We start from the raw sequence: 20551 nt of genomic DNA on the forward strand, positions 1-20551 counted from the left end.
TCCGGCGTGCGGACCTGGCTCTCCTGCGGCGGGCGCGGGCTGGCATGATCGAGCCATGACTGAACTCTCCATCGGCATTCTCGGCGGCACCGGCGACCAGGGGAAGGGTCTCGCGCACCGGTTCGCGCAGGCCGGGCACCCCGTGCTGATCGGCTCGCGCAACGCCCAGCGCGCCCAGGAGGCGGCGGACTCGATCGGCCTCGGCGCGCGCGGCGCGGAGAACGCGGTCGTGGCGGCTGAGGCGGACATCGTGATCGTGGCGGTGCCGTGGGACGGCCACAAGGAGCTGCTGATCTCCCTTCGCGAGCCTTTGGCCGGAAAAATCGTGATTGATTGCGTCAATCCGCTGGGCTTCGACAAGCAGGGCGCCTACGCGCTGCCGGTCGAGGAGGGCAGCGCCGCGCAGCAGGCGGCAGCCGTACTCCCCGACAGCCGGGTCGTCGCCGCCTTCCACCACGTCTCCGCCGTGCTGCTGCTCGACCCCGCCGTGGAGAAGGTCGACCTCGACGTCCTGGTGCTCGGCGACGACCGCGAGGCCACCGACACCGTCCAGGCGCTGGCCGCGGTGATCCCGGGCGTCCGAGGCGTGTACGGCGGGCGGTTGCGTAACGCGCACCAGGTGGAGGCGTTCACCGCCAACCTCATCTCGATCAACCGCCGATACAAGGCACACGCGGGGCTACGCGTCACTGACGTGTGAGCCGCCGTTCACCCTCACGTCAACATCCGGACGTCGCGCGTCGCTACCTTTCGTCTGCTCATGCAGCATTTGACCGATAGGAAGCCTCGTGTCGCGTTCACTCATCGCCGGGCTGGCAGCCGCCACCCTGACCGTCCTCGCGGCGTCCCCCGCGCTCGCCGCGCCTCCGTCACGTGAGCCCAGGGTCACCTCGGACGTGACCCTGTCCGCGCCCGCGCTGGCCGAGTTCGAGCAGGGCCTGGTGCAGGACGACCGCGGCGTCAAGCTCGGCGGGGTGGGCAGCGGCCTCTACCCGGCCGGGCGGCGCGGCGAGTACTGGATGGTGACCGACCGCGGCCCGAACGGCGAGCCGAAGGTCAACGGGGAGAAGCGGCGCACCTTCCCGGTGCCCGAGTTCGCCCCCGCGATCGTCCGCGTCGCCGTACGGCACGGGGTGGCCACCGTCGCGCAGACGATCACCATCAAGAACGCCGACGGGACCCCGATCAGCGGGCGGCCCAACCAGGTGGGGCACGACGAGGTGCCCTACAGCTGGGACGGGCAGACGCAGCTCGCCTACGACCCGGGCGGGCTCGACACCGAGGACATCGTCACCGACGGGCGCGGCGGGTTCTGGCTCGTGGACGAGTACGGGCCGTCGCTCGTGCACGTCGGGTCAGACGGGCGGATCCTGACCAGGTACGTGCCCAAGGGCCTGGGGCTGACCGGTGCCGGTTACCCGGTCGCCGAGACCTTGCCTGCCGTGTTGTCGACGCGGCAGCAGAACCGCGGCTTCGAGGCGCTCGGCGTCTCGCCGCTGGAGCGGGCTCTGTACCTGGCCGTGCAGAGCCCGCTGGCGAACCCGGACAAGAAGACCGGCAAGGCTTCTTCGACGGCTCGCATCCTCCGGGTCGACCTGCGGACGGGGCGGGCGACCGGGGAGTGGGCGTACACGATGGAGAGCGTGGGGACCTTCGACCCGGCTGCTGAGCAGGGGGACATGAAGATCTCGGCGCTGAACGTGCTCAGCCCTGGGCGGTTGTTGCTGCAGGAGCGCACGGATGCGCTGGCCAGGTTGTACAAGGTGGACCTGCGGCGGGCCACGAACCTGTTGGGCGGGCCGTACGACGATGTGGCGACGAGTCCGTCGCTGGAGGCTGCGCTGCCTTCGTCGGTGACGGTGGCAACGAAGGCGCTGGCGGTGGATCTGGCGGCGATTCCCGGGCTTCCCGGGAAGATCGAGGGCGTCACGGTGCTGGACCCGATGACGCTGGCGATCGCCAACGACAACGACTTCGGGCTGGGTACTTTCGGGGCTGACGGCCGGTTGGTGGACTCCGGCATCGCCAGCCACATCCTCACCATCCGCCTCCCCAAGCCCCTCCTGTAACCCACTCCACACCCCAAGGACGCCTCTCCACCCGCGAGGGGCGTCCTTGGGTGCGAGGCCCTCCGGTCTTTGGGCGACGCTTCCACCCGCGGGTCCGCTCCGCTCGTGAGGCCCGCCACCCGCGAGAGGCGGTCCCGCCCGCGGGTCCGCCCTGCCCGTGAGCCCTCAACCCCGCGCGAGGCGGTCCACCCGCGATGCCCTCCGCCTGTGGGGCCCGGCCACCCGTGAGGGGTTCGCCCCTAACGCGCCTTCACCCCTCTCGTCAGGGGGTGGCGAGGGGTTTGCGTAGGCGGACGCCGAGGACCAGCGGGGTGGGGCCGTTGCCCTCGGCGAGGCGCTCGAAGACCAGCCCTGCGTCGGTGAACATCCGCATCAAGTCCGACAGCGGCCAGTGCATGGCGCCCACCTTGTCGCGCACCCCCTCGGTCGTCCACGAGGCCTTGGTCCACAGACGGTCCAGGTACCCGGGACGGATGACCGCCGCCTCGGGGTCGGCCCGGTCGGCGAACCAGCCGCAGAAGCACGGATGCACCCCCACGTGCGCGAACACCCCACCGGGCCGCAACACCCTGGCCACCTCCTTCACCACGGCCGCATAGCCGGGCATGTCGGTGTGCACCATCACGCACGCCACCGCCGGGAGCTGCCCGTCGGGGACGGGTAACCGTTCGGCGTCCGCCCGGACGACGGGCAGGCGGCCGCGCGCGTGCCGCAGCATGCCGGTGGACAGGTCCACCCCGACCGGCGTCCAGCCGAGCCCGCGCACCTCGCCCGCGTAGGCGCCGGTGCCGCATCCCACCTCCAGGCAGTGGCCGGTGCCTTCGCCGAGCAGGTCGCGCAGTATCCGCCTGATCCCGTGAGGGTCTTGGTCGGGCGGTTGCTTCCCGAGGAACACTTCCTCGTACCAGTCCGCGATCTCGTCGTACGCCGGGGTTGATGCCATGGCGGTCCTCCGTCCGTCGAGATCATTAACCGCCGCACCACCCCACCCGGGCCAGCCATTCAGCCCTCAGCATGTCCGCTCCCGGCGCAACCCGGGGAGAAGAGACTCAAAGAGGCGAGGCCCCGCAAAGGGCAAGGTCCCATGAAGAGCGGAGGTCCGTGAGGGGTGAGGGTCCTTTGAGGGCCGGGGGCTCCGCAGGGGCCCGTGAGGGGGAGGTCCGTGAGGGTGGGGTTCCTGAAGGGCGGGGTCAGCCGAGGGGCTTCGGGGGTGGGGTTAGAGCCAGCCCGCGTCTTCGGCGATGCGGATGGCGTCGATCTTGTTGCGGGCGCCGGTCTTGGTGATCGCGGCGGTCAGGTAGTTGCGTACGGTGCCCGCCGACAGATGGAGCCGCCCCGCGATCTCCTCCGCCGACGACCCGCGGGCAGCCTCGCGCAACACCGTCGACTCCCGCGCCGTCAGAGGGGTCTCGCCGTACTCCATGGCGGACGCGACCAGCTCGGCGTCCAGCACACGAAGACCAGCGGCAGTCCGCCGGATCGCGTCCGCCAGCCGGTCACCAGGCGCGTCCTTCACCAGAAACGCCGTGATGCCCGCCGCCAGCGCCCGCCGTACCTGACCAGGTTGCCCCATAGCAGTGAGCACCAGGATCCGGCACGACGGCAACCGCCCCAGAAGCGACGAAGCCGCCGTGATGCCGTCCACCACCGGAAGGTCGATGTCCACGATCGCCACATCCGGCCGCACCCGCAACGCGGCGGGCACGATCTCGTCGCCCCTGGTGACCTCCGCCACCACCTCGATGTCCGACTCCAGCCGCAGCAACGCCGTGAGCGCCGCGCGGATCATGTGCATGTCCTCCGCCAGCAGCACCCGGATCACGCCGGCACCTCCACGGCCAGCCGGAACCCGCCGGACTCCGTCGCGGCAGCCTGTACGGCCCCGCCCGCCTGGGCGGCCCGTTCGTCGAGACCGGACAGCCCCCCGCCCCTGGCCCCGGTGGCGTGCGCGCCGTCGTTGACGAGTTCCAGCCGCGCCGCCCCGTCCCGCACCGAGGTGCTGATCGTGCACAGGGTGGCGGCGCTGTGCCGCAACACGTTGGTGACGCCCTCGCGCACCGCCCACGCCAGCGCCTCCTCCGACCCCTTCGGCAGCGCGGCGGCGGCCAGGTTGACCTGGCACGTCACGCCGGACGACTCCAGCAGCGCCACCGCCCGGTTGATCTCCCCGGCCAGCGTCATCTCCCGGTACCCGCGGGCCACCTGCCGCACGTCCTGCGCCGCCTCCCGCGCCACCTGCACCAGCTCGCCCACCTCTGTCCTGGCGGCGGCCGGGTCGCGGTCGAGCAGCCGCGAGGCCAGGTCGCCCTTCAGCGCGATCGCGGTGAGGCTCCGCCCGAGCCCGTCGTGCAGGTCCCGCGAGATGCGCAGCCGTTCCTTGAGCACCGCTGCCTCGGCGAGGTCCGCCCTGGCCGCCTCCAACTCGGTGGTCACCTGCACGAGCCTGACCAGGCCGTAGATCATGCCGCCGGTGATGAGCACGGTCAGCATGTAGTAGCCGGTGGACCCGATGTCGTGGGAGTAGCCGTAGACCTGCCACCCCTGCCAGCCCGCCATCGCCACCACGACGGGAACGCTCCACCGCAGGTCGACGAGCAGCAGCAACGGCCCGGCCAGCAGCGGTGCCGTCCCCGCCGACCAGCCGTTGTGCAGCAGCAGCTCGGGCAGGTAGGTCGCGAGGACCTGTACGGCGAGCACGAGCGGGAAGAACCTGGGCCTCGTGTTGCGCAGCGCGGCCCGGACGTTCAGGAAGTGCGGTGTGTAGAAGGCGGCGAACGTGACCAGCGTCAGGACGGACGTCCGCGTGGACCCCTCGATGAGGGACACGACCACGGCCGCGATCGTGTAGCCGACCGAGACGAGGGCGACCACCGCGATCGCGATTATTCGGGCTTGCTTGCTCATATGCCGACCATTATGACTTTCGGGACTCCCAGCGGAACCAGAGCTTGATCGCGGCCAGCCCGATGACGGCCCAGATCGCGAGGTTGAGCGCGGGCATCAGGTAGCCGGACCAGGCGCCGCCCTCATGCGCGATGGTCAGCGCCCTGACCAGCGCCGTGCTGGGCAGCAACCCGAACGCCGACTGCACCCACTCGGGCAGCAGCTTGAGCATGGGGCCGAACCCGCCGCCCCCGACCCCGGCGAGCAGGAAGAACGGCATGGCCATGACGGAGGCGATCTCAGCCCGCGAGATCGCCGCGGTGAAGGCCGCGCCGAGCAGCGCGAGCACCCCGGCTCCGGCCACCACGAACACCAGGAAGACCACGGGCTGAGCGGGCGGGGGTACGGTCCCCGTCGCGTAGAGCACGACCGAGATCGCCACGGCGACCAGCGTGGACTGCAGGGTGATGTTGACGAGCTCGCCGCCGAGGATGTCGCGGTCGCGCAGGCCGGTGGCGCGCATGCGCTTGAGAATGAGCTGGTCTCTGCGCGCGGACAGCGACACGGCCGCCTGGTTCAGCGCGGTGAGCGTGACCAGCATGCCGAGCAGGCCCAGGTGCGTCGCGAGGACAGGCACATCCTCGCCCAACTTGCTGAACAGCACCGGCAGCCCGATACCGAGCCCGAGGGACAGCGCCACCGAGGTAGAGACGGCGACCCGGTCGCGCCAGTAGATCCTGCCGCCGAAGCGGGCGACGGCCACGAGTTCACGCATGTGACAGCTCCAAGAAGAGGTCTTCCAACGACGCCGTGCGCACTTCGAGGCCGCGCAGCCGTACTCCCCGCTCGCCCGCCCAGCTCAGCAGCGTCTGGGCGGCCAGGTCGGGATCCTCGGCCCGGCAGACGGCGACGCCGCCGCTGACGGTCACCGGAAGGGGGAGATCCGCGGGATTCATTCCTTCGGGAAGTTCGAAGGAGACCCGCCCGGACTGGGCCGCGAGGGTCTCGGCCATGCCTCCGCTGGCCACAATCATTCCGTCGTCCATGATGGCCATGCGGGTGGCCAGGCGCTGCGCCTCCTCCAGGTAGTGGGTGGTCAGCAGGATCGCGGTGCCCTCCGCCGCCAGGCCGCGGACGACCTCCCAGGTGTTCCTGCGCGCCTCGGGGTCCATGCCGGTGGTCGGCTCGTCGAGGAAGAGCACGTCGGGACGGTTGAGTACGGCCAGCGCCAGGTCGAGCCGGCGCTTCTCGCCGCCGGACAGCTGGCGCACCTTCGTGCCCGCCTTGGCGTTCAGCCCGGCCAGCTCCAGAGCCTCTCCCGCAGGCCGGGGCGCGGCGCTGAACGTGCGCCAGCTCTCCACGGTCTGGGTGACGGTCAGGTCGGGGAAGAACCCGGCCTCCTGGAGCATGATGCCGGTGCTCCTGCGTACCCGCCTGCGGTCCTTGACCGGGTCGAGGCCGAGCACCCGCACCTCTCCCGCGTCCGGGCGCTGGAACCCGGCGAGCACCTCGATCGTGGTGGTCTTGCCGGCGCCGTTCCTGCCGAGGAGGGCGAAGACCTCACCTGACTTTGCTTCGAAGGTGATGCCTTTCACGGCTTCGAAGCTGCCGAAGCTCTTTCTGAGCCCGTTGACTTCAATCGCATTCATGCCTCTGATCGTCGGCCGCGGGCGCGTTTCAGGGCAGTGAAGAATTCACGACTTCCCGGGCGACCGCTGACGGGTCGTCGAGTTGCTGGAGGTGGTGGCCCGGGAGGTGGGTGACGGGCCAGCCGCGGGCCTCCGCTTCCTTGGCGACCGGTTCGTACGGCGGGCTGAACCACACATACCGGCACGCCACCCTGTCCCACCCGGCGGGCACCGGGATGCGTTGGGTGAAGTAGTCCAAGGGCAGCCGGGGCTGCTCGGCCACCACCTCAGGCGGCAGGCGCATCGTCGAGGGGTCCCACCAGTCGGTCCAGCGGGGCAGCACGTCGTCGGGCCCGGCCAGGCTCCGCAGGAACGGCAGATGCGCGGGGTCCGTCGCAGGCACCGAGCCCGAGCGCGGCGGTACGTGCGCGTCCACGAACACGCACCCCCTGACGCGCCCGCCGAGCGCGTTGGCGATCGCCGGGACCAGCAGCCCCGCGTTGCTGTGCGCGACCAGCACCAACGCCCCGGCCGAAGGCGCCTGCCGCACCGCGGCCGAGACCACCTGAGGCCAGTACGGCGGAGCCGTACGCAGGTCGGGAACGACGGCCCCGCTCAGCAGCGCGGCCACCGGGGCCCACGTGGACGGCCCGACGAGCGGGCTGTGCAGGAGGACGAACGTGGCATTCATGTCTCTATGTCTAGACGATGAGCGAGTGCCGCGACGCGGGCCGCCGCGCGCCGTCATAGACCTCCCAGGCGGCTGCCAGGTTGTCCACCGCCTCGGTGAGCACGTCGTGCGCGAACAGGAAGTGCAGCCGCATGTGCTCCGCGTGCCCGCCCGTCGGGTCGAACGACCGCCCAGGTGGTACGGCGACGCCGTGGCGCAACGCGACCTGCGCGAAGGAGTCGACGTCGCCGCGCGGCAGCCGTACCCAGATCGTCTGGCCGCCCTCGGCTGGCTCGAACTCCCAGTCGGGCAGCTTGCGCCGCAGTTCACCGCAGAGGTGGTCGTGTCCGGCGCGCAGCGTGGCCACCCGCGCCCGCCGTACCTCGTCCAGCCTGCCCAGCAGGTGGGCGGCAGCCCTCTGAGCCAGGACCTCGCCGCCGAGGTCCTGGATCGCGCGGAGCCTGGCCAGCCGCGAGACGAGCGCGGCGGGGGCGCGGACCCAGCCGACCCGCAGCCCACCCCAGACGATCTTGCTCAGCGAGGCGATCGTGATCACCTGCTCGCCGCCCGGGTAGGAGGCCAGCGGGCTCGGCGTGTCGCCGTCGAAGCAGAGCTCGGCGCACACCTCGTCGTCGATGAGCGGCACGTCGTGTTCCGAGCTGAGCCTGGCCAGCCTCCTGCGCGAGAAGCCGTCCATGATCGAGCCGGTGGGGTTGCGCGCGGTCGGCACTACGTAGGCCAGCGACGGCCGGTCGCTGAGGTCGCGCAGCGGCCTGATGACCGCCGAGGCGTGCCTGAAGACCTCCAGCGCGCCGGGATAGGTGGGGATCTCCGTCTCCACGGTGTCGCCCGGCGCCACCAGCAGCTCGGTGAGCAGCGTGATCGCCTGCTGCGCCCCGGTCGTGACGAGGATCTCCTGCGGGGAGGTGGGCAGGCCGCGCCCCCGGTAGTAGGCGGCGATCGCCTCGCGCAGCACGGTCTGGCCTGCGGGCTGGTAGCCGATGTCGTGCCTGACCAGCGCCAGCGACGCGAGGGCCGCCTGGTAGGCCTCGATCAGCGCGGGCGGCGGCTCGTCGGGCGCCGCGCAGGTCAGCAGGGCCACGCCGTCCGGCGGCTGCAGGATGTGCAGGAGCAGGGGGTTGGTCACGACGTCCGTCGCCGCGCGCGTCGCGGGCAGCTGCGCGTCGGCGACCCTGGTGCCGCTGCCCTGGCGGCGCACCACGCGCCCCTCCTGCTGGAGCAGGTCGTAGGCGGCCACGACGGTGCCGCGGCCGACGGCGAGGCGTCCGGCCAGGACCCGGTCGGGCGGCAGGATCTCGCCCGGCGGCAGCACGCCGTCGTCGATCAGGCCGCGCAGGCGGGCGGTGAGCAGCAGGTAGAGGGGGCCGCGCCCGGAGGCCCACCGGCCGAGCAGATCCACGAGATCGTCGAGATTGGCTCGCTTCATGGACCAATACTGTCCGATTGGCTCTGATATCGCACGAAATTTCAGGTCATGCTCGATTCATGGATCTCGAGACGCGCGCCGTACACCTGCCCATGCCGGTCGTCGACGGAAGCTCACCCATCAGCGTGCCGCTCTACCAGACCTCCGGGTTCGCCTTCGACGACCCGGCCGTGTTCGCGGACGGCATGAGCCGCCCCGACGGCGCCTTCGTCTACGCCCGCTACTCCAACCCGACCGTGCGCGCGCTCGAAGAGGCGATCGCCGGTCTGGAGGGCGGTGTGGCCGCGTTCGCTGCCGCCTCGGGCATGGGCGCGATCAACTCCGTGTTGCTCGGCCTGCTCAAGCCGGGCGACCACCTCGTCGCGCAGCGCGCCCTCTACGGCGGCACCGCCGCGATGATCAACGACCTGGTGGCGAGGTACGGCATCACCGTCACCTACGTCGCCGAGGACTCGCCGGACGCGCTGCGCGCCGCCGTCACGCCGTCCACGAAGCTCGTCTACCTGGAGACCATGGCCAACCCCATCGGCCAGGTCGCCGACCTGCCCGGGATGTGCGCGGCGGCGAGCGACCTGGGCATCGTGTCCGTGGTGGACAACACGTTCGCCACGCCGCTGCTGTGCCGTCCGCTGGAGTACGGGGCGGACATCGTCCTGCACTCCATGACGAAGTACCTGTCGGGGCACTCCGACGTGCTGGGCGGCATCGCGGTGTTCGCCTCCGACGAGCTCTACCGGCACCTCTGGCACTACGCGATCTCGCTCGGCGCCACGCTCGACCCGTTCGCCGCCTGGCTGACGCTGCGCGGGCTGCAGACGCTGCCGCTGCGCATGGAGCGGCACTGCTCCAACGCCCGGCTGCTCGCCACCCGCCTGGCCGAGCACCCGGCCGTGGCCGCCGTGCACTGGCCGGGGCTCGCCGCGCACCCGTCGCACGAGCTGGGTTCCAAGCTGCTGTCCGACTTCGGCGGGGTTTTCGCCTTCGACCTCGTCGAGGGACGTGCCGCGGGGGAGAGGTTCATGAGTTCCGTACGGCTCGCGCTGCTCGCGCCCTCGCTGGGCGGGGTGCAGACGCTGGTCATGCAGCCCGCCACGACCTCGCACCGGTCGCTGAGCGCGGCCGAGCTGGCCAGGCACGGGATCGCCGAGGGCACGGTCAGGGTCGCCGTCGGCATCGAGCACCCGGAGGACCTGTGGGCCGACTTCGCCCAGGCCCTCGCCTGAGAACACCTGACAGAAAGGTCTTCCTTTGAGGGAGGGATGTGGGGGCCTTCTTGGTCAGGTGTTCTATGAGGGGTGGATCAGCCGGTTCTCGTAGGCGTAGATGACGATCTGGACGCGGTCGCGCAGCTCCAGCTTGGCCAGGACGCGGCTCACGTGCGTCTTCACCGTCGCCTCCGCCACGTGCAGGCTCGCCGCGATCTCCGTGTTCGACTGGCCGCGCGCCACCCGCACCAGCACCTCCTGCTCCCGCTCGCTGAGCCGGTCCACGCGGGGCCCTTCGCCGGTGGGCAGGTGGTGGCCGAACGTCTCCAGCAGGCGGCGGGTGACGCGCGGCGACACCACCGCGTCCCCAGCGGCCACGTCGCGGATCGCCGCCAGCAGTTCCTCGGGCAGCGCGTTCTTGAGGAGGAACCCGGACGCCCCGGCGCGCAGCCCGGCGAAGGCGTACTCGTCCAGGTCGAACGTGGTCAGGAGGAGGACCCTCGTCGCCGGGCGTTCGCGGACGATCCTGGCGGTGGCCGCGATGCCGTCCATGCCGGGCATCCGCACGTCCATGAGGACCACGTCGGGGCGCAGCTCGGCGGCCAGCCGTACGGCCTCGGCCCCGTCCGCCGCCTCGCCGACCGGCTCCAGGCCGGGCTGGGTTTTCAGGAGCAGGGTGAAGGCGACGCGGAGCAGCGCCTCGTCGTCGACGAGCAGCACGCGGACCGTCATCGCGGCAGCTCCAGCCGCGCGAAGATCCGCCAGCCCCGCGCGCGGGGCCCGGCCTCCAGGACCCCGCCGTACGCGGCGGCGCGCTCGCGCATGCCGACCAGGCCGCGGCCCCAGGTGGGCGGCGCGGTGGACGGGCCGTCGTCGGTGACCTCGACGGTGGCGGACCCGGGCGCGAGCCGTACCTGGACCTGGGCCTTCGTGCCCTTGGGCGCGTGTTTGAGCGTGTTGGTCAGGGCCTCCTGGACCAGGCGGTAGACGGTGAGCTGGGCGGCGGCGGGTACGGTCGCCGGGACGCCCTCCACGTCGAGGCTGGTCGGCAGGCCGGTCGCGCGCATGTGGTCGGCGAGCGCGTCGAGCTCGGCGATGCCGGGCATCGGGTGACGCGACGCCTCGCCGCCCAGGGAACGGCGCATGTCGGCCAGGGCCTGCCGTCCTGTGCCGGAGACCTGGCGCATCGCCGCCGCCGCCTCGACCGGCGCGCACTCCTGGGCGGCCGTGGCCGCGTCGGCCAGCGCGACCATGACGGACAGGTTGTGGGTGACGATGTCGTGCATCTCCCGCGCGATCCTGGCGCGTTCCTCGTCGACGGCGCGCTGTTCCAGCTCCCGCGCGTGCTCCTGCCTGGCGCGCATGTGCAGGCCCAGCAGGACGGCGGCCGCCGCCATCGCGGCCAGCGCCACCGCAGACGCGAGGAGCCTGCCCGGCGGCGCCCAGCTCAGCGTCGCGAGCCCGATCCCCGCCGTCGTCACGACCCCGGCCGCCAGCGTGTACGGCCAGGCCCGGTGCGCGGCCAAGGTGTAGAGCGCGACCAGCAGCGCCATGTCGGCGGGCAACTGCACGCCGAGCAGCCACTGGACGAACGCGACCGCTGCCACCAGCGCGAACACGACCACGGGAGCCCGCCGCCGCCAGACCAGCGGAGCCAGCAGCCCGGCCTGGAGCACGATCGCGTACGGCTCCGCCGTACCGGCCAGGCCAGGTCCCAGGGTCACCACGAACAGCCCGGCGGCCAGGAGCGCGTCGAGCAGCACGGGAGGAACGGAACGCATGGCGTCAGCCTATGGGCGCTTCTCGCCCGCTCCGCGTCCTCCCTGAGGAGGACGGTGCGACCGGCGGCTGACCGCAAGACCGTCCGCGCGCTGGAAGCGGTGGCATGGCCTTCGCTGACAGCCTCGTCCCATGAGTACTTCTCTGATCACGGCCCTGCTGGTCGCCGGTTCCACTCTTGTCCTGCCCGCCCCCACCGGCGCCGACCCCGTCGGTACCGTGTCCATGCACCTGGTCGACCGGTCGCGGCGGGACCCGCTGGTCCGGTCGGTGCGCTTCCGGGAACTGATGGTGAGCGTCTGGTATCCGGCGCAGGCGTCGGACCGGCCCCTGGCGCCCCACATGTCGCCCAAGGCCGCTGCGGACTGGGACGAGCACTCCGCCCCCGGCCTCGGCATCAAGCCCGGCGCGGTGAACTGGGCGGCGACCGCCACCCACGCCCGTTCCGGAGCTCCAGCCACCGGCCGCTATCCCGTCATCGTGTTCGCCTCGGGGGACGGCGGGCCGCGCACCCTCGGCACCGCGCTCGTCGAGGACCTCGCCAGCCGTGGCTACGTCGTCGTCACCGTCGACCACACCTACGAGGCGGACCAGGTCGAGTTCCCCGGCGGGCGGGTCGTGCGGGCCGCTCCGCTGCCCGCCAAGCTGACCCCCAAGGTCATCGCGGCGCTGCTGAAGAAGCACGCCAAGGCCCGGGTGGCCGACCTCAGGTACGTGCTGGACCAGCTGCCCTCGCTGGGCATCCCGATGGACCTCACCCGGGTGGGCCTGCTCGGGCAGTCGATCGGCGGCGCCGCCGCCGCGCAGGCCGCCCACGACGACCCCCGCGTGGACGCGGCCGTCAACCTGGACGGCGGTTACCTCGGTCCTGTGGCGCGCACCGGGGTGACCAAGCCGTTCCTCCAGGTGTCGTCCGACCGCGAGCCGGACCCGAGCTGGCGGACGTTCTGGGCGGCGTCGAAGGGCTGGAAGCGGGAGCTGCGCTTCAAGGGGGCCGCACACGGCTCGTTCACGGACCTCCAGGCGCTGCTTCCCCAGGTGCGGGACGTGCCGGGGGTGCGGGAGCTGATCGGCACGATCGACCCGGCCCGGTCGGTGGCGGCGCAGCGGGCCTATGTGGGCGCCTTCTTCGACCTGCACCTCAAGGCCCGCCGTACCCCGCTCTTCGACCACCCCGACCCCCGCTTCCCCGAAGTCGTCCTCAGAGGCCAGAAGCGAGCTTGAGGGTGATGGCGCCGGCGATGATGGCGGCGAAGGAGAGCAGCTTGGGCAACGTGATCTTCTCCTTGTAGATCAGGGCGCCGAGCAGGACGGTGCCGATGGAGCCGATGCCGGTCCAGATGGTGTAGCCGACGCCGACGTCCAGCGTCTTGAGCGCCAGGCTGAGGGTGTAGATGCCGCCGGCGGCGGCGAGCAGGGTGAAGACGGACGGCCAGAGCCGGGTGAACCCCTGCGTGGCGTTGGTACCGAGGGCGAAGGCGATCTCGAAGACGATGGCGATCGCGAGGTAGATCCAGGCCATGATGCTTCCTTAGGCGATGGTGGTGACGGTGGCGGTTGCCGGCTTGGCGAGTTTGTCGGCGAGCTTGAGCCCCAGGACGCCGCCGATGATCAGGACGAAGGCCAGCGCCTTCCAGATGTTCATCGACTCGTCGAAGATCAGGGTGCCGAGGGTGACCGTTCCGACGGAGCCGATGCCGGTCCAGACGGTGTAGCCGACGCCGACGTCGAGGGTCTTCAGCGCGAGGCTGAGGAAGAAGATCCCTCCGGCGGCCGCGCCGGCGGTCAGGAGGGACGGCCACAGCTCGGTGAAGCCGTGGGTGGCGTTGGTCGCCAGGGCGAAAACAACCTCGAAGACCGAGGCGATGAGCAGGTATATCCAGGCCACGGGAACGATCCCTTCACTTGCCGGTGTCTGTGGAAATAAGCATGTATGTGCAAGCAACTAGTGTCAAGTTGACGAAGGGTTAGGGGATTAGGAAACTGGCTAAGTGCTGTCCGTCGACGAGATGCGCGCCCTGGCGAGCGAACCGCGCCTGCTGATCCTGGAGTGGCTGGCCGACCCGGTCGGCCACTTCCCGCCCCAGACCGACGGCGACCTGGTGGCGGACGGGGTGTGCTCGATCTTCATCGCCAGGAAGCTCGGCATGACGCAGCCGAGCGCCACCGGGCACCTCAAGATCCTGGAACGCGCCGGGCTGGTCACCGGCACGCGGATCAGGCAGTGGGTCTTCTACAAGCGGAACGAGCAACGGATCGCGGCGCTCAAGGCGGCGATCGTGAGGGAGCTGTGATGTCGATATCCCTGTCCGAGATCGAGGCGGCGGCCGGTCGGATCGCTGGACACGTTCTGCGCACGCCGGTGCTGGAGATCTCGCCCGGGGTGTTTCTCAAGCTCGAGCAGTTGCAGCACGCGGGGTCGTTCAAGGTGCGCGGGGCGTTCAACCGGGTGCTTTCCGCGCCTGCCGTGCCCGCTGCGGGGGTGATCGCCGCCAGTGGGGGGAACCACGGGATGGCGGTGGCCTGGGTGGCGCGGGCGCTGGGGCTTCGGGCGGAGATCTTCGTGCCCACGGTGACGAGTCCGGTGAAGGTGGCCTGGCTGGGGGCGCTCGGGGCGCACGTCACGCAGACGGGGGCTGTCTATGCGGAGGCGGCTGAGGCGGCGTCCAAGCGGGCGGCTGAGACGGGGGCATTGGAGGTCCATGCGTTCGACCAGCGGGAGGTTGTGGCTGGGCAGGGGACTCTGGGGTTGGAGCTCCTGGAGCAGACGGGTGGGGTGGACACGGTGCTGGTGGCTGTGGGCGGGGGTGGGCTGATCTCGGGGGTGGCGGCTGCCATCGGGGCTTCTCGGGTGGTGGCGGTGGAGCCGGAGTTGATCCCTACGCTGCATGCGGCGTTGGAGGCTGGGCGGCCGGTGCGTGTGTCGGTGAGCGGGGTGGCTGCGGATGCGTTGGGGGCTTCGCAGGTGGGGGCTTTGCCGTTCGCCGTTCTGGGGTCGTCGGGGGTTCGTAGCGTGTTGGTGTCCGACGAGGCGATCGTGGAGGGGCGGCGGGCTTTGTGGGGGGAGCATCGGGTCGCGGCTGAGCACTCGGGGGCGGCGGCGTTTGCGGCGTTGGCGAGTGGGGTTTATGTGCCGGAGGAGGGGGAGAGGGTGGCTGTGGTGGTCTGCGGGTCCAACACAGACCTGTCAACGCTTACGTGACCTTCGGAGGGTACGGCGGGGCCCCTGGCGCGCCGTGCGGTCGGTGAGCTGGGGTCCGCACACGTTGCGCCGAGCTCCGCCGTACACCACCTCGCCGACGCGGCGCTGGAAACCCGCCGCCACACGGGCCACACACGGGCAACCCGCGCACCCACAACCCCACGCGCCCACAACGGCGCGCGCGCACGACCCCGCGCGTGTCGGTCAGCGCGATTGGTGCGCGGGGGTCCGCACACGTTGCGCCGAGCTCCGCCGTACACCGTCTCGCCGACGCGGCGCTGGAAACCCCGCCACCTAAAGGGCCACGCATGGGCAACCCCCGCGCCCGCAACCCCGCGCCGAAACCCGCGCGCGGTAGTCATGTGGGTGGGCGGGGCGCCTTTAAGGCGCCCCGCGTTGGGGTTAGTTGTAGGTGTGTTCTGGGCCTGGGAAGGTGCCGCTGGCTACCTCGTGGGCGAAGGTGCGGACCGCGCGGTCCATGTCGCTCGCCAGATCGGCGTACTTCTTCACGAACTTCGCCGGAGTCCGGGTGAGGCCCATCAGGTCCTGCCACACCAGCACCTGCGCGTCCGTCGAGCCCCCCGCGCCAATACCGATCGTGGGGATCGACACCGACGTCGTCACGCGCTCGGCAAGATCGGTGGGCACGCACTCCAGGACGATGGCGAAGGCGCCCGCGCGTTCCAGGTCCTTGGCGTCCGCGACGAGCTCCTCGCCCGACTGCCCCCGCCCCTGGACCCGGTAACCGCCGAACACGTTCACCGACTGCGGGGTCAGACCGAGGTGCGCCATCACCGGGACCCCCGCCGAGACCAGCGCCTCGACCTGCGGAAGCACCCGTCGCCCGCCTTCGAGCTTGACCGCGTGGGCCCCCGCGACCTTCATGAACCTGGCCGCCGTCTCCAGCGCCTGCTGCGTGGAAGCCTGGTAAGAACCGAACGGCAGGTCAGCCACCACGAGGGCGCGCGACGATCCACGGACTACGGCCGCGGTGAGGGAGATCAGGTCGTCGACCGTGACGGGCAGCGTCGAGTCGTAGCCGAAGACGACCATCGCGGCCGAGTCGCCGACCAGCAGGACCGGGATCCCGGCCTCGTCGAAGACGCGCGCGGTCATGGCATCGTAGGCAGTGACCATCGGCCACTTCTCGCCGCGCTCCTTGGCCAGGGCGATGTCGCGTACGGTCACCCGGCGGCCGGGCTTCCCGCCGTAAAGACCTGCCGGCCCGCCGTACTGGTCAAGACTCGGGGCGTCGGCGGCCGAGCCGGGCGCGCTGTTGTGAGCGGTAGAGGACATGGTGCACCTCCGGTGGACGTCTCGAGTCGCCCCTGTGGCGTACCCGGACCCTTCGATGATGGCACGGCGCGATATCCAGTGGCGAAACTGTCGGTCCCGCGCGACACAATAGAGGCGGAGGTAAGCAATCAAAATGGCTATCGAACCTTACCGTCGTCTGCTGCGACTGCCGGGTGTCCGCACGTTGCTGCTGGTCGGGCTGCTGGCCAGGGTGCCCGCCACCGCGACCGGCATGGCGCTCACCCTGCACGTCGTCACCGGCCTCGGCCTCGGCTACGCGCAGGCCGGGCTGGTGGGCATGGCGAGCACGGTCGGCATGGCGGTCGGCTCGCCGCTGTCGGGAAGGTTCGTCGACAAGTACGGCTTGCGCCCCATCCTCCTGGCCACCACGGTGGCGCAGGCGCTGTTCTGGAGCACGGCCTGGCTGCTGCCGCTTCCTGCGCTGGTCGGGGCCGCCCTGGTGGCAGGGTTGTTCGCGTTGCCGGTGTTCAGCGTGATCCGGCAGTGCCTGTCGGCCATGGTGCCGCTGGAGCAGCGCAGGATGGGCTTCTCGCTCGACTCCATGCTGGTGGAGCTGTCCTACATGGCCGGTCCCGCGCTGGCGGTGGCCGGGGTGACGGTGCTCGGCAGCGGGTTCACGCTGGCGGCGATCGCGGTCGGGATGACCGGGTCGGGGGTGGCGCTCATCGTGCTCAACCCGCCGACGCGGTCGGCCGAGGAGCTGGAGGCCCCGGCGGAGAAGGTGTCGAGGCGCACGTGGCTGACGCCCGGGTTCGTGGCGCTGCTGGGGACGGTGGCCGCGGCGACGTTCGTGCTGACGGCCACGGAGCTGTCGCTGGTGGCCACGATGAACCGGGCGGGGGACACCGCCTGGGTGGGGCTGGCTGTGGCGATCTGGTGCCTTTATTCGCTGGTCGGCGGGTTCGTGTATGGCGGGTTGCCGCGGGGGTTCTCGCCGCTGGCGATCATCCTGGTGATGGGGCTGCTGACGGTGCCCGTCGGGTTGCTGGCGGTGGACTGGTGGTGGCTGGTCGCGGCGCTGGTGCCCGCGGGGGTGCTGTGCGCGCCCGCGCTGTCGTCGACGGTGGACAGGGTGAGCCGGTGGGTGCCCGCCGGGGCTCGTGGTGAGGCGATGGGGTTGCACGGGACGGCGCTGCTGATCGGCGGGGCGACTTCGGCGCCGATCGCGGGGGCGATCATCGACGCGCACGGGCCGTCGTGGGCGTTCGCGGTGGGGGGCTCGGTGGCGGTGCTGATGGTGCTGATCGCCGTCCCCCTGTGGCGCCGCCACCCACCGGTCCCAGCCCGGACCAAGGAACTCGCCACCGCCCACTGACCACCCGCGAGGACTCCCCGTCGTGGGGGGTGGGTTGCCTCACGCGAAGGGGGCCACTCGCCGTGCGGGGCTTCACGCGATGAGGGTGTTCTCGTCGCACGGCCCTTCACACGATCAGGGTTTCTGGCCGTGCGGTGCTTCACGCGGTGAGGGTTTCTCGCCGTGCGGTGCTTGGGGTTGCGCTGTCTGTACGGCTGGCGCCAGGGGACGCCCACCCGCCGACGTGGGCTGGCGGCTGTCCAGGGAGACGGTCGGCGGGCGTGCACATCACTCGCCGCTACGCCGCCCCGCCAGCCCCGACGTGGCCACCGGCCCATAGCTGGTGGGAGTGGTGTCCCCGGCTGTCCAACGCGGCGGGCTAGCTGGTGGGGGTGGTGTCTCCCGGGGAGCCCGATGGGGGAGAGCCGCTGGGCGGGGTGCCGCCTGAAGGAGGGGTGCCGCCGGGGCCGTCTGAAGGTGGCGTGCCGCCTGGGCCGCCAGACGGTGGGGTGCCGCCGCCTGGGCCGTTGCCGCCGTTCCCCGAGGTGCGGTCCGGGTCTACGCCCAACGTCATCGTCATCGTGTAGCCGTCCTTCACCGAGCCCGCCGTGATGGGCTTCAAAGTGGGGACCATCGCGTCCGGGTTGCCGCCCGCCGACTTCGCCTCGCCGTACACCTGGTCGTCTGACAGCTTCGTCGGCGTCAGCTCATGCCGCGAGTACGGCGGCAACGACGCACACGCGGTCACCACGTCGTCAGGGAACAACACCTGCGTGGTCTGCACCGTAGTGCCGCCCTCGTACGTCTTCCCCACCTCCCCGCCATGGTGCACCTTCACGTGGATGTGCGTGACGCGCGGGCTGTACCAACCGGGCACGACGCTGGTGAACGACGCGGTCCCGTCAGCCCCCGTGACCTGCACTCCACGCAGGAAGGTCCTGTCGTCCCCGGCGCCGTCCTCCGCGGGGACCGTACCCCCTGGGGCCTTGTCGGTGTAGCCGGAGTAGTATCCCCAGGCGTCGCAGTGCCAGATCTCGACGGGAGTGTCCGCCAGCGGCCTGCAGCCGTCCGTCACGTCGACGACGGTGAAGGTGACCTTGAGCGGGAAGCCGGGTTTGCCCTCGGTGATGTCGGAGCGGACCAGCTGGTCGGCCAGATAGTAGGGACCCTGGGTCACCTCGGGGGTCAGCACGCAGATCGTCCCGCCGCCGCTGGTGGCGGTGACCTGCGGCGACACGGAGCCCGTGCCCGAGCTGGAGCAGGCGGCGGCGCCGAGGCCGATCGCCGCGATTCCGGCGATCACCTGCCTGCGGCTGGGCTCGTTTTCCGTCATGGCCATCCTTCCAGTCGCTGGATCACTGCAGGTCCAGCGTGGTCGCGCCGCCTCAACGGGATCTTGGCCCAGCCTGAGAAAACCACTTACGAAACGAACCCGTTGCGTATCGGAATATCATGCGATACGCTCGCGTTGCGAAACACAGTCGTATCGAAACTAAGGACCCCTCATGGACGTTCAGACAGGACACCCGAAGCGGTGGACCATCCTGGGAGTGCTGGTTTTCAGCCTCCTGGCGGTGGTGCTCGACAACACGATTCTCAACGTGGCGCTGAAAACGATCGCGGACCCCATACAAGGACTCGGGGCCTCGGTGAGCCAGCTCGAGTGGGCGATCAACTCCTACACGCTGGTGTTCGCGGGGCTGTTGTTCACGTTCGGCGTGATCGGTGACCGCACCGGACGCAAGCGCATGCTCTTCATCGGAATGGCGTTGTTCGGCCTGGCCTCCCTGGCCAGCGCCTACTCGCAGGATCCGACACAGCTGATCCTCGCCAGAGCCCTCATGGGCATCGGCGGCGCGGCGATCATGCCCGCCACGCTGGCGATCATCTCCAACGTCTTCCCGCCGCAGGAGCGCGGCAAGGCGATCGGCGTCTGGGCGGGCGGCGTCGGCCTGGCCGTCGCGATCGGTCCGATCACCGGCGGCCTCCTCATCGAGCACTTCTGGTGGGGCTCGGTCTTCCTGATCAACGTCCCGATCGTGCTGATCAGCATGGTTCTCATCGCCACCATCGTGCCCGAGTCGCGTGACCCCAAGCCGAGCAAGCTCGACCCGGTCGGCGTGGTGCTGTCGGTCATCGGCCTGGTCGCGCTCAGCTTCGGCATCATCCGCGGCGGCCAGCTCGCCAGCTTCACCGACGTGCAGGCGCTCGGCCCGCTGGCGCTGGGCCTCGTCGTCCTGGGCTTCTTCGTCTGGTGGGAGCGGCGCATCGACCACCCCATCTTCGACGTGCGCAACTTCTCCAACGTGCGCTTCAGCTCGGCCATCGCGATGATGGGCATCGTCTTCTTCGCGATGATGGGCGGGATGTTCTTCCTGGTCTTCTACCTGCAGATCGTGCTCGGTTTCACGCCGCTGCAGGCGGGCGCCCTGATGATCCCGTTCGCCGCCGCGCAGCTGATCTTCGCGCCGCTGAGCCAGCGGGTGAACCAGGCGCTGGGCGCCAAGCTCGCCTCGACGATCAGCCTCATCGTGGTCACCCTGGCGCTGGCCAGCTACACGCTGATGGACCAGAACACCAACATCATCGTCATCGAGGTCATCTTCTTCGTCCAGGGCGCCGCGATGGCCAACATCATGCCCCCGGCGACGACCGCGATCATGGACTCGCTGCCCAGGGAGAAGGCCGGTGTCGGCTCCGCGATGAGCAACACCGTCCGCCAGGTGGCCGGCGCGATGGGCGTGGCCGTTCTCGGCTCGATCCTGTCGACCAACTACCGCAGCGAGATCGAGCCCGCCCTGGCGGCGGTGCCGGACAACCTCAAGCACACGGCGGGCGAGAGCATCACCGACACCCTGTCGGTCCTGCCCCAGCTCGGCGCGCAGGGACGGGCGCTGATCCAGCCCGCGTTCGACGCCTTCATCACCAGCATGCACGTGACAGCCCTGGTTTCCGCCGGCATCGCCCTGGTGGGCGTCGCCGTGGTCGCCAAGTGGATGCCCGGCAAGGTGCGCGCTGTGGCGAAGGTGGAAGACAAGGAACCAGCGGTAGTGTGAG

Annotated in this window: 21 protein-coding genes; 8 read left to right on the top strand and 13 right to left on the bottom strand. The window is 70.8% G+C overall.

Features of this window, described 5'->3' with window-relative positions; translation table 11 throughout:
- Positions 1 to 55 precede the first annotated feature (55 nt).
- Both npdG and ACIBG8_RS53465 read left to right on the top strand, forming a co-directional pair.
- On the top strand, positions 56 to 700 hold the full coding sequence (npdG, locus tag ACIBG8_RS53460) for an NADPH-dependent F420 reductase (RefSeq protein ID WP_397351138.1): 645 nt from the start codon (positions 56 to 58) through the stop codon (positions 698 to 700).
- Positions 701 to 788: 88 nt separating this feature from the next.
- Positions 789 to 2069 carry an esterase-like activity of phytase family protein gene (locus tag ACIBG8_RS53465; RefSeq protein WP_397351139.1) on the top strand — a complete coding sequence of 427 codons (1281 nt, stop codon included), beginning with the start codon at positions 789 to 791 and terminating at the stop codon, positions 2067 to 2069.
- Between the two features lie 262 nt (positions 2070 to 2331).
- Here ACIBG8_RS53465 and ACIBG8_RS53470 read toward each other — a convergent pair whose 3' ends face one another.
- From ACIBG8_RS53470 to ACIBG8_RS53500, 7 genes are all read right to left on the bottom strand, one after another.
- Positions 2332 to 3012, bottom strand: a complete 681-nt coding sequence (locus ACIBG8_RS53470; protein ID WP_397351140.1) for a class I SAM-dependent methyltransferase — start codon at positions 3010 to 3012, stop codon at positions 2332 to 2334.
- Between the two features lie 273 nt (positions 3013 to 3285).
- Positions 3286 to 3891, bottom strand: coding sequence for a DNA-binding response regulator (locus tag ACIBG8_RS53475; protein WP_397351141.1), 606 nt, complete (start codon positions 3889 to 3891; stop codon positions 3286 to 3288).
- Entirely contained in the window at positions 3888 to 4973 is a 1086-nt protein-coding gene (locus ACIBG8_RS53480; RefSeq protein ID WP_397351142.1) for a sensor histidine kinase, read from the bottom strand. The genes ACIBG8_RS53475 and ACIBG8_RS53480 overlap by 4 nt, the downstream gene beginning before the upstream one ends.
- A gap of 10 nt (positions 4974 to 4983) precedes the next feature.
- Positions 4984 to 5727 carry an ABC transporter permease gene (locus ACIBG8_RS53485; protein ID WP_397351143.1) on the bottom strand — a complete coding sequence of 248 codons (744 nt, stop codon included), beginning with the start codon at positions 5725 to 5727 and terminating at the stop codon, positions 4984 to 4986.
- Positions 5720 to 6601, bottom strand: coding sequence for an ABC transporter ATP-binding protein (locus ACIBG8_RS53490; protein WP_397351145.1), 882 nt, complete (start codon positions 6599 to 6601; stop codon positions 5720 to 5722). The genes ACIBG8_RS53485 and ACIBG8_RS53490 overlap by 8 nt, the downstream gene beginning before the upstream one ends.
- A 28-nt stretch (positions 6602 to 6629) precedes the next feature.
- Positions 6630 to 7271, bottom strand: a complete 642-nt coding sequence (locus ACIBG8_RS53495) for an alpha/beta fold hydrolase (RefSeq protein WP_397351146.1) — start codon at positions 7269 to 7271, stop codon at positions 6630 to 6632.
- Positions 7272 to 7281: 10 nt separating this feature from the next.
- Complete coding sequence (locus ACIBG8_RS53500) at positions 7282 to 8697, bottom strand: PLP-dependent aminotransferase family protein (RefSeq protein ID WP_397351148.1); 1416 nt, start codon at positions 8695 to 8697, stop codon at positions 7282 to 7284.
- A gap of 59 nt (positions 8698 to 8756) precedes the next feature.
- Between ACIBG8_RS53500 and ACIBG8_RS53505 the strand changes: the two genes are divergently transcribed.
- On the top strand, positions 8757 to 9920 hold the full coding sequence (locus tag ACIBG8_RS53505; protein ID WP_397351149.1) for a trans-sulfuration enzyme family protein: 1164 nt from the start codon (positions 8757 to 8759) through the stop codon (positions 9918 to 9920).
- A 63-nt stretch (positions 9921 to 9983) separates the two neighbouring features.
- On the opposite strand, the gene ACIBG8_RS53510 is transcribed toward ACIBG8_RS53505, so the two are convergent.
- Both ACIBG8_RS53510 and ACIBG8_RS53515 read right to left on the bottom strand, forming a co-directional pair.
- Positions 9984 to 10634 carry a response regulator gene (locus tag ACIBG8_RS53510; RefSeq protein ID WP_397351150.1) on the bottom strand — a complete coding sequence of 217 codons (651 nt, stop codon included), beginning with the start codon at positions 10632 to 10634 and terminating at the stop codon, positions 9984 to 9986.
- Positions 10631 to 11683 carry a sensor histidine kinase gene (locus ACIBG8_RS53515; RefSeq protein ID WP_397351151.1) on the bottom strand — a complete coding sequence of 351 codons (1053 nt, stop codon included), beginning with the start codon at positions 11681 to 11683 and terminating at the stop codon, positions 10631 to 10633. The genes ACIBG8_RS53510 and ACIBG8_RS53515 overlap by 4 nt, the downstream gene beginning before the upstream one ends.
- A 130-nt stretch (positions 11684 to 11813) precedes the next feature.
- Between ACIBG8_RS53515 and ACIBG8_RS53520 the strand changes: the two genes are divergently transcribed.
- Positions 11814 to 12905, top strand: a complete 1092-nt coding sequence (locus ACIBG8_RS53520) for an alpha/beta hydrolase family protein (protein ID WP_397351152.1) — start codon at positions 11814 to 11816, stop codon at positions 12903 to 12905.
- Here the strand turns inward: ACIBG8_RS53520 and ACIBG8_RS53525 are convergent.
- Complete coding sequence (locus ACIBG8_RS53525) at positions 12883 to 13203, bottom strand: DMT family transporter (RefSeq protein ID WP_397351153.1); 321 nt, start codon at positions 13201 to 13203, stop codon at positions 12883 to 12885. The genes ACIBG8_RS53520 and ACIBG8_RS53525 overlap by 23 nt on opposite strands.
- Before the next feature lie 9 nt (positions 13204 to 13212).
- Positions 13213 to 13569, bottom strand: a complete 357-nt coding sequence (locus tag ACIBG8_RS53530) for a DMT family transporter (protein WP_397351154.1) — start codon at positions 13567 to 13569, stop codon at positions 13213 to 13215.
- A 103-nt stretch (positions 13570 to 13672) separates the two neighbouring features.
- Here ACIBG8_RS53530 and ACIBG8_RS53535 point away from each other — a divergent pair, with 103 nt between their 5' ends.
- Both ACIBG8_RS53535 and ACIBG8_RS53540 read left to right on the top strand, forming a co-directional pair.
- Positions 13673 to 13975: an ArsR/SmtB family transcription factor gene (locus ACIBG8_RS53535; RefSeq protein ID WP_397351155.1), complete on the top strand. Its 303-nt coding sequence runs from the start codon at positions 13673 to 13675 to the stop codon at positions 13973 to 13975.
- On the top strand, positions 13975 to 14883 hold the full coding sequence (locus tag ACIBG8_RS53540) for a threonine/serine dehydratase (RefSeq protein WP_397351156.1): 909 nt from the start codon (positions 13975 to 13977) through the stop codon (positions 14881 to 14883). Before ACIBG8_RS53535 ends, ACIBG8_RS53540 begins: the two co-directional genes overlap by 1 nt.
- Positions 14884 to 15285: 402 nt before the next feature.
- Here the strand turns inward: ACIBG8_RS53540 and panB are convergent, their stop codons facing one another.
- Entirely contained in the window at positions 15286 to 16179 is an 894-nt protein-coding gene (panB, locus tag ACIBG8_RS53545; RefSeq protein ID WP_397351157.1) for a 3-methyl-2-oxobutanoate hydroxymethyltransferase, read from the bottom strand.
- A 133-nt stretch (positions 16180 to 16312) separates the two neighbouring features.
- Here panB and ACIBG8_RS53550 point away from each other — a divergent pair, with 133 nt between their 5' ends.
- Entirely contained in the window at positions 16313 to 17515 is a 1203-nt protein-coding gene (locus ACIBG8_RS53550; protein ID WP_397351158.1) for an MFS transporter, read from the top strand.
- A gap of 358 nt (positions 17516 to 17873) precedes the next feature.
- Here the strand turns inward: ACIBG8_RS53550 and ACIBG8_RS53555 are convergent, their stop codons facing one another.
- The gene (locus ACIBG8_RS53555; protein WP_397351159.1) at positions 17874 to 18827 is read right to left on the bottom strand and encodes an intradiol ring-cleavage dioxygenase; all 954 of its coding nucleotides are present in this window, start codon (positions 18825 to 18827) and stop codon (positions 17874 to 17876) included.
- A 172-nt stretch (positions 18828 to 18999) separates the two neighbouring features.
- Between ACIBG8_RS53555 and ACIBG8_RS53560 the strand changes: the two genes are divergently transcribed.
- Positions 19000 to 20550: an MFS transporter gene (locus tag ACIBG8_RS53560; protein WP_397351160.1), complete on the top strand. Its 1551-nt coding sequence runs from the start codon at positions 19000 to 19002 to the stop codon at positions 20548 to 20550.
- The last annotated feature ends 1 nt before the right edge of the window (position 20551 follow it).

It is taken from the genome of Nonomuraea sp. NPDC050556 (assembly GCF_044457355.1).
Classification (GTDB): domain Bacteria; phylum Actinomycetota; class Actinomycetes; order Streptosporangiales; family Streptosporangiaceae; genus Nonomuraea.

Coding starts and splice junctions, on each gene's coding strand:
- ACIBG8_RS53470 (WP_397351140.1), bottom strand. CDS start 3,012: ATGGCATCAACCCCGGCGTACGACGAGATCGCGGACTGGTACGAGGAA.
- ACIBG8_RS53550 (WP_397351158.1), top strand. CDS start 16,313: ATGGCTATCGAACCTTACCGTCGTCTGCTGCGACTGCCGGGTGTCCGC.
- ACIBG8_RS53525 (WP_397351153.1), bottom strand. CDS start 13,203: ATGGCCTGGATCTACCTCGCGATCGCCATCGTCTTCGAGATCGCCTTC.
- ACIBG8_RS53515 (WP_397351151.1), bottom strand. CDS start 11,683: ATGCGTTCCGTTCCTCCCGTGCTGCTCGACGCGCTCCTGGCCGCCGGG.
- ACIBG8_RS53490 (WP_397351145.1), bottom strand. CDS start 6,601: ATGAATGCGATTGAAGTCAACGGGCTCAGAAAGAGCTTCGGCAGCTTC.
- ACIBG8_RS53495 (WP_397351146.1), bottom strand. CDS start 7,271: ATGAATGCCACGTTCGTCCTCCTGCACAGCCCGCTCGTCGGGCCGTCC.
- ACIBG8_RS53480 (WP_397351142.1), bottom strand. CDS start 4,973: ATGAGCAAGCAAGCCCGAATAATCGCGATCGCGGTGGTCGCCCTCGTC.
- ACIBG8_RS53500 (WP_397351148.1), bottom strand. CDS start 8,697: ATGAAGCGAGCCAATCTCGACGATCTCGTGGATCTGCTCGGCCGGTGG.
- ACIBG8_RS53505 (WP_397351149.1), top strand. CDS start 8,757: ATGGATCTCGAGACGCGCGCCGTACACCTGCCCATGCCGGTCGTCGAC.
- panB (WP_397351157.1), bottom strand. CDS start 16,179: ATGTCCTCTACCGCTCACAACAGCGCGCCCGGCTCGGCCGCCGACGCC.
- npdG (WP_397351138.1), top strand. CDS start 56: ATGACTGAACTCTCCATCGGCATTCTCGGCGGCACCGGCGACCAGGGG.
- ACIBG8_RS53540 (WP_397351156.1), top strand. CDS start 13,975: ATGTCGATATCCCTGTCCGAGATCGAGGCGGCGGCCGGTCGGATCGCT.
- ACIBG8_RS53510 (WP_397351150.1), bottom strand. CDS start 10,634: ATGACGGTCCGCGTGCTGCTCGTCGACGACGAGGCGCTGCTCCGCGTC.
- ACIBG8_RS53485 (WP_397351143.1), bottom strand. CDS start 5,727: ATGCGTGAACTCGTGGCCGTCGCCCGCTTCGGCGGCAGGATCTACTGG.
- ACIBG8_RS53560 (WP_397351160.1), top strand. CDS start 19,000: ATGGACGTTCAGACAGGACACCCGAAGCGGTGGACCATCCTGGGAGTG.
- ACIBG8_RS53520 (WP_397351152.1), top strand. CDS start 11,814: ATGAGTACTTCTCTGATCACGGCCCTGCTGGTCGCCGGTTCCACTCTT.
- ACIBG8_RS53555 (WP_397351159.1), bottom strand. CDS start 18,827: ATGACGGAAAACGAGCCCAGCCGCAGGCAGGTGATCGCCGGAATCGCG.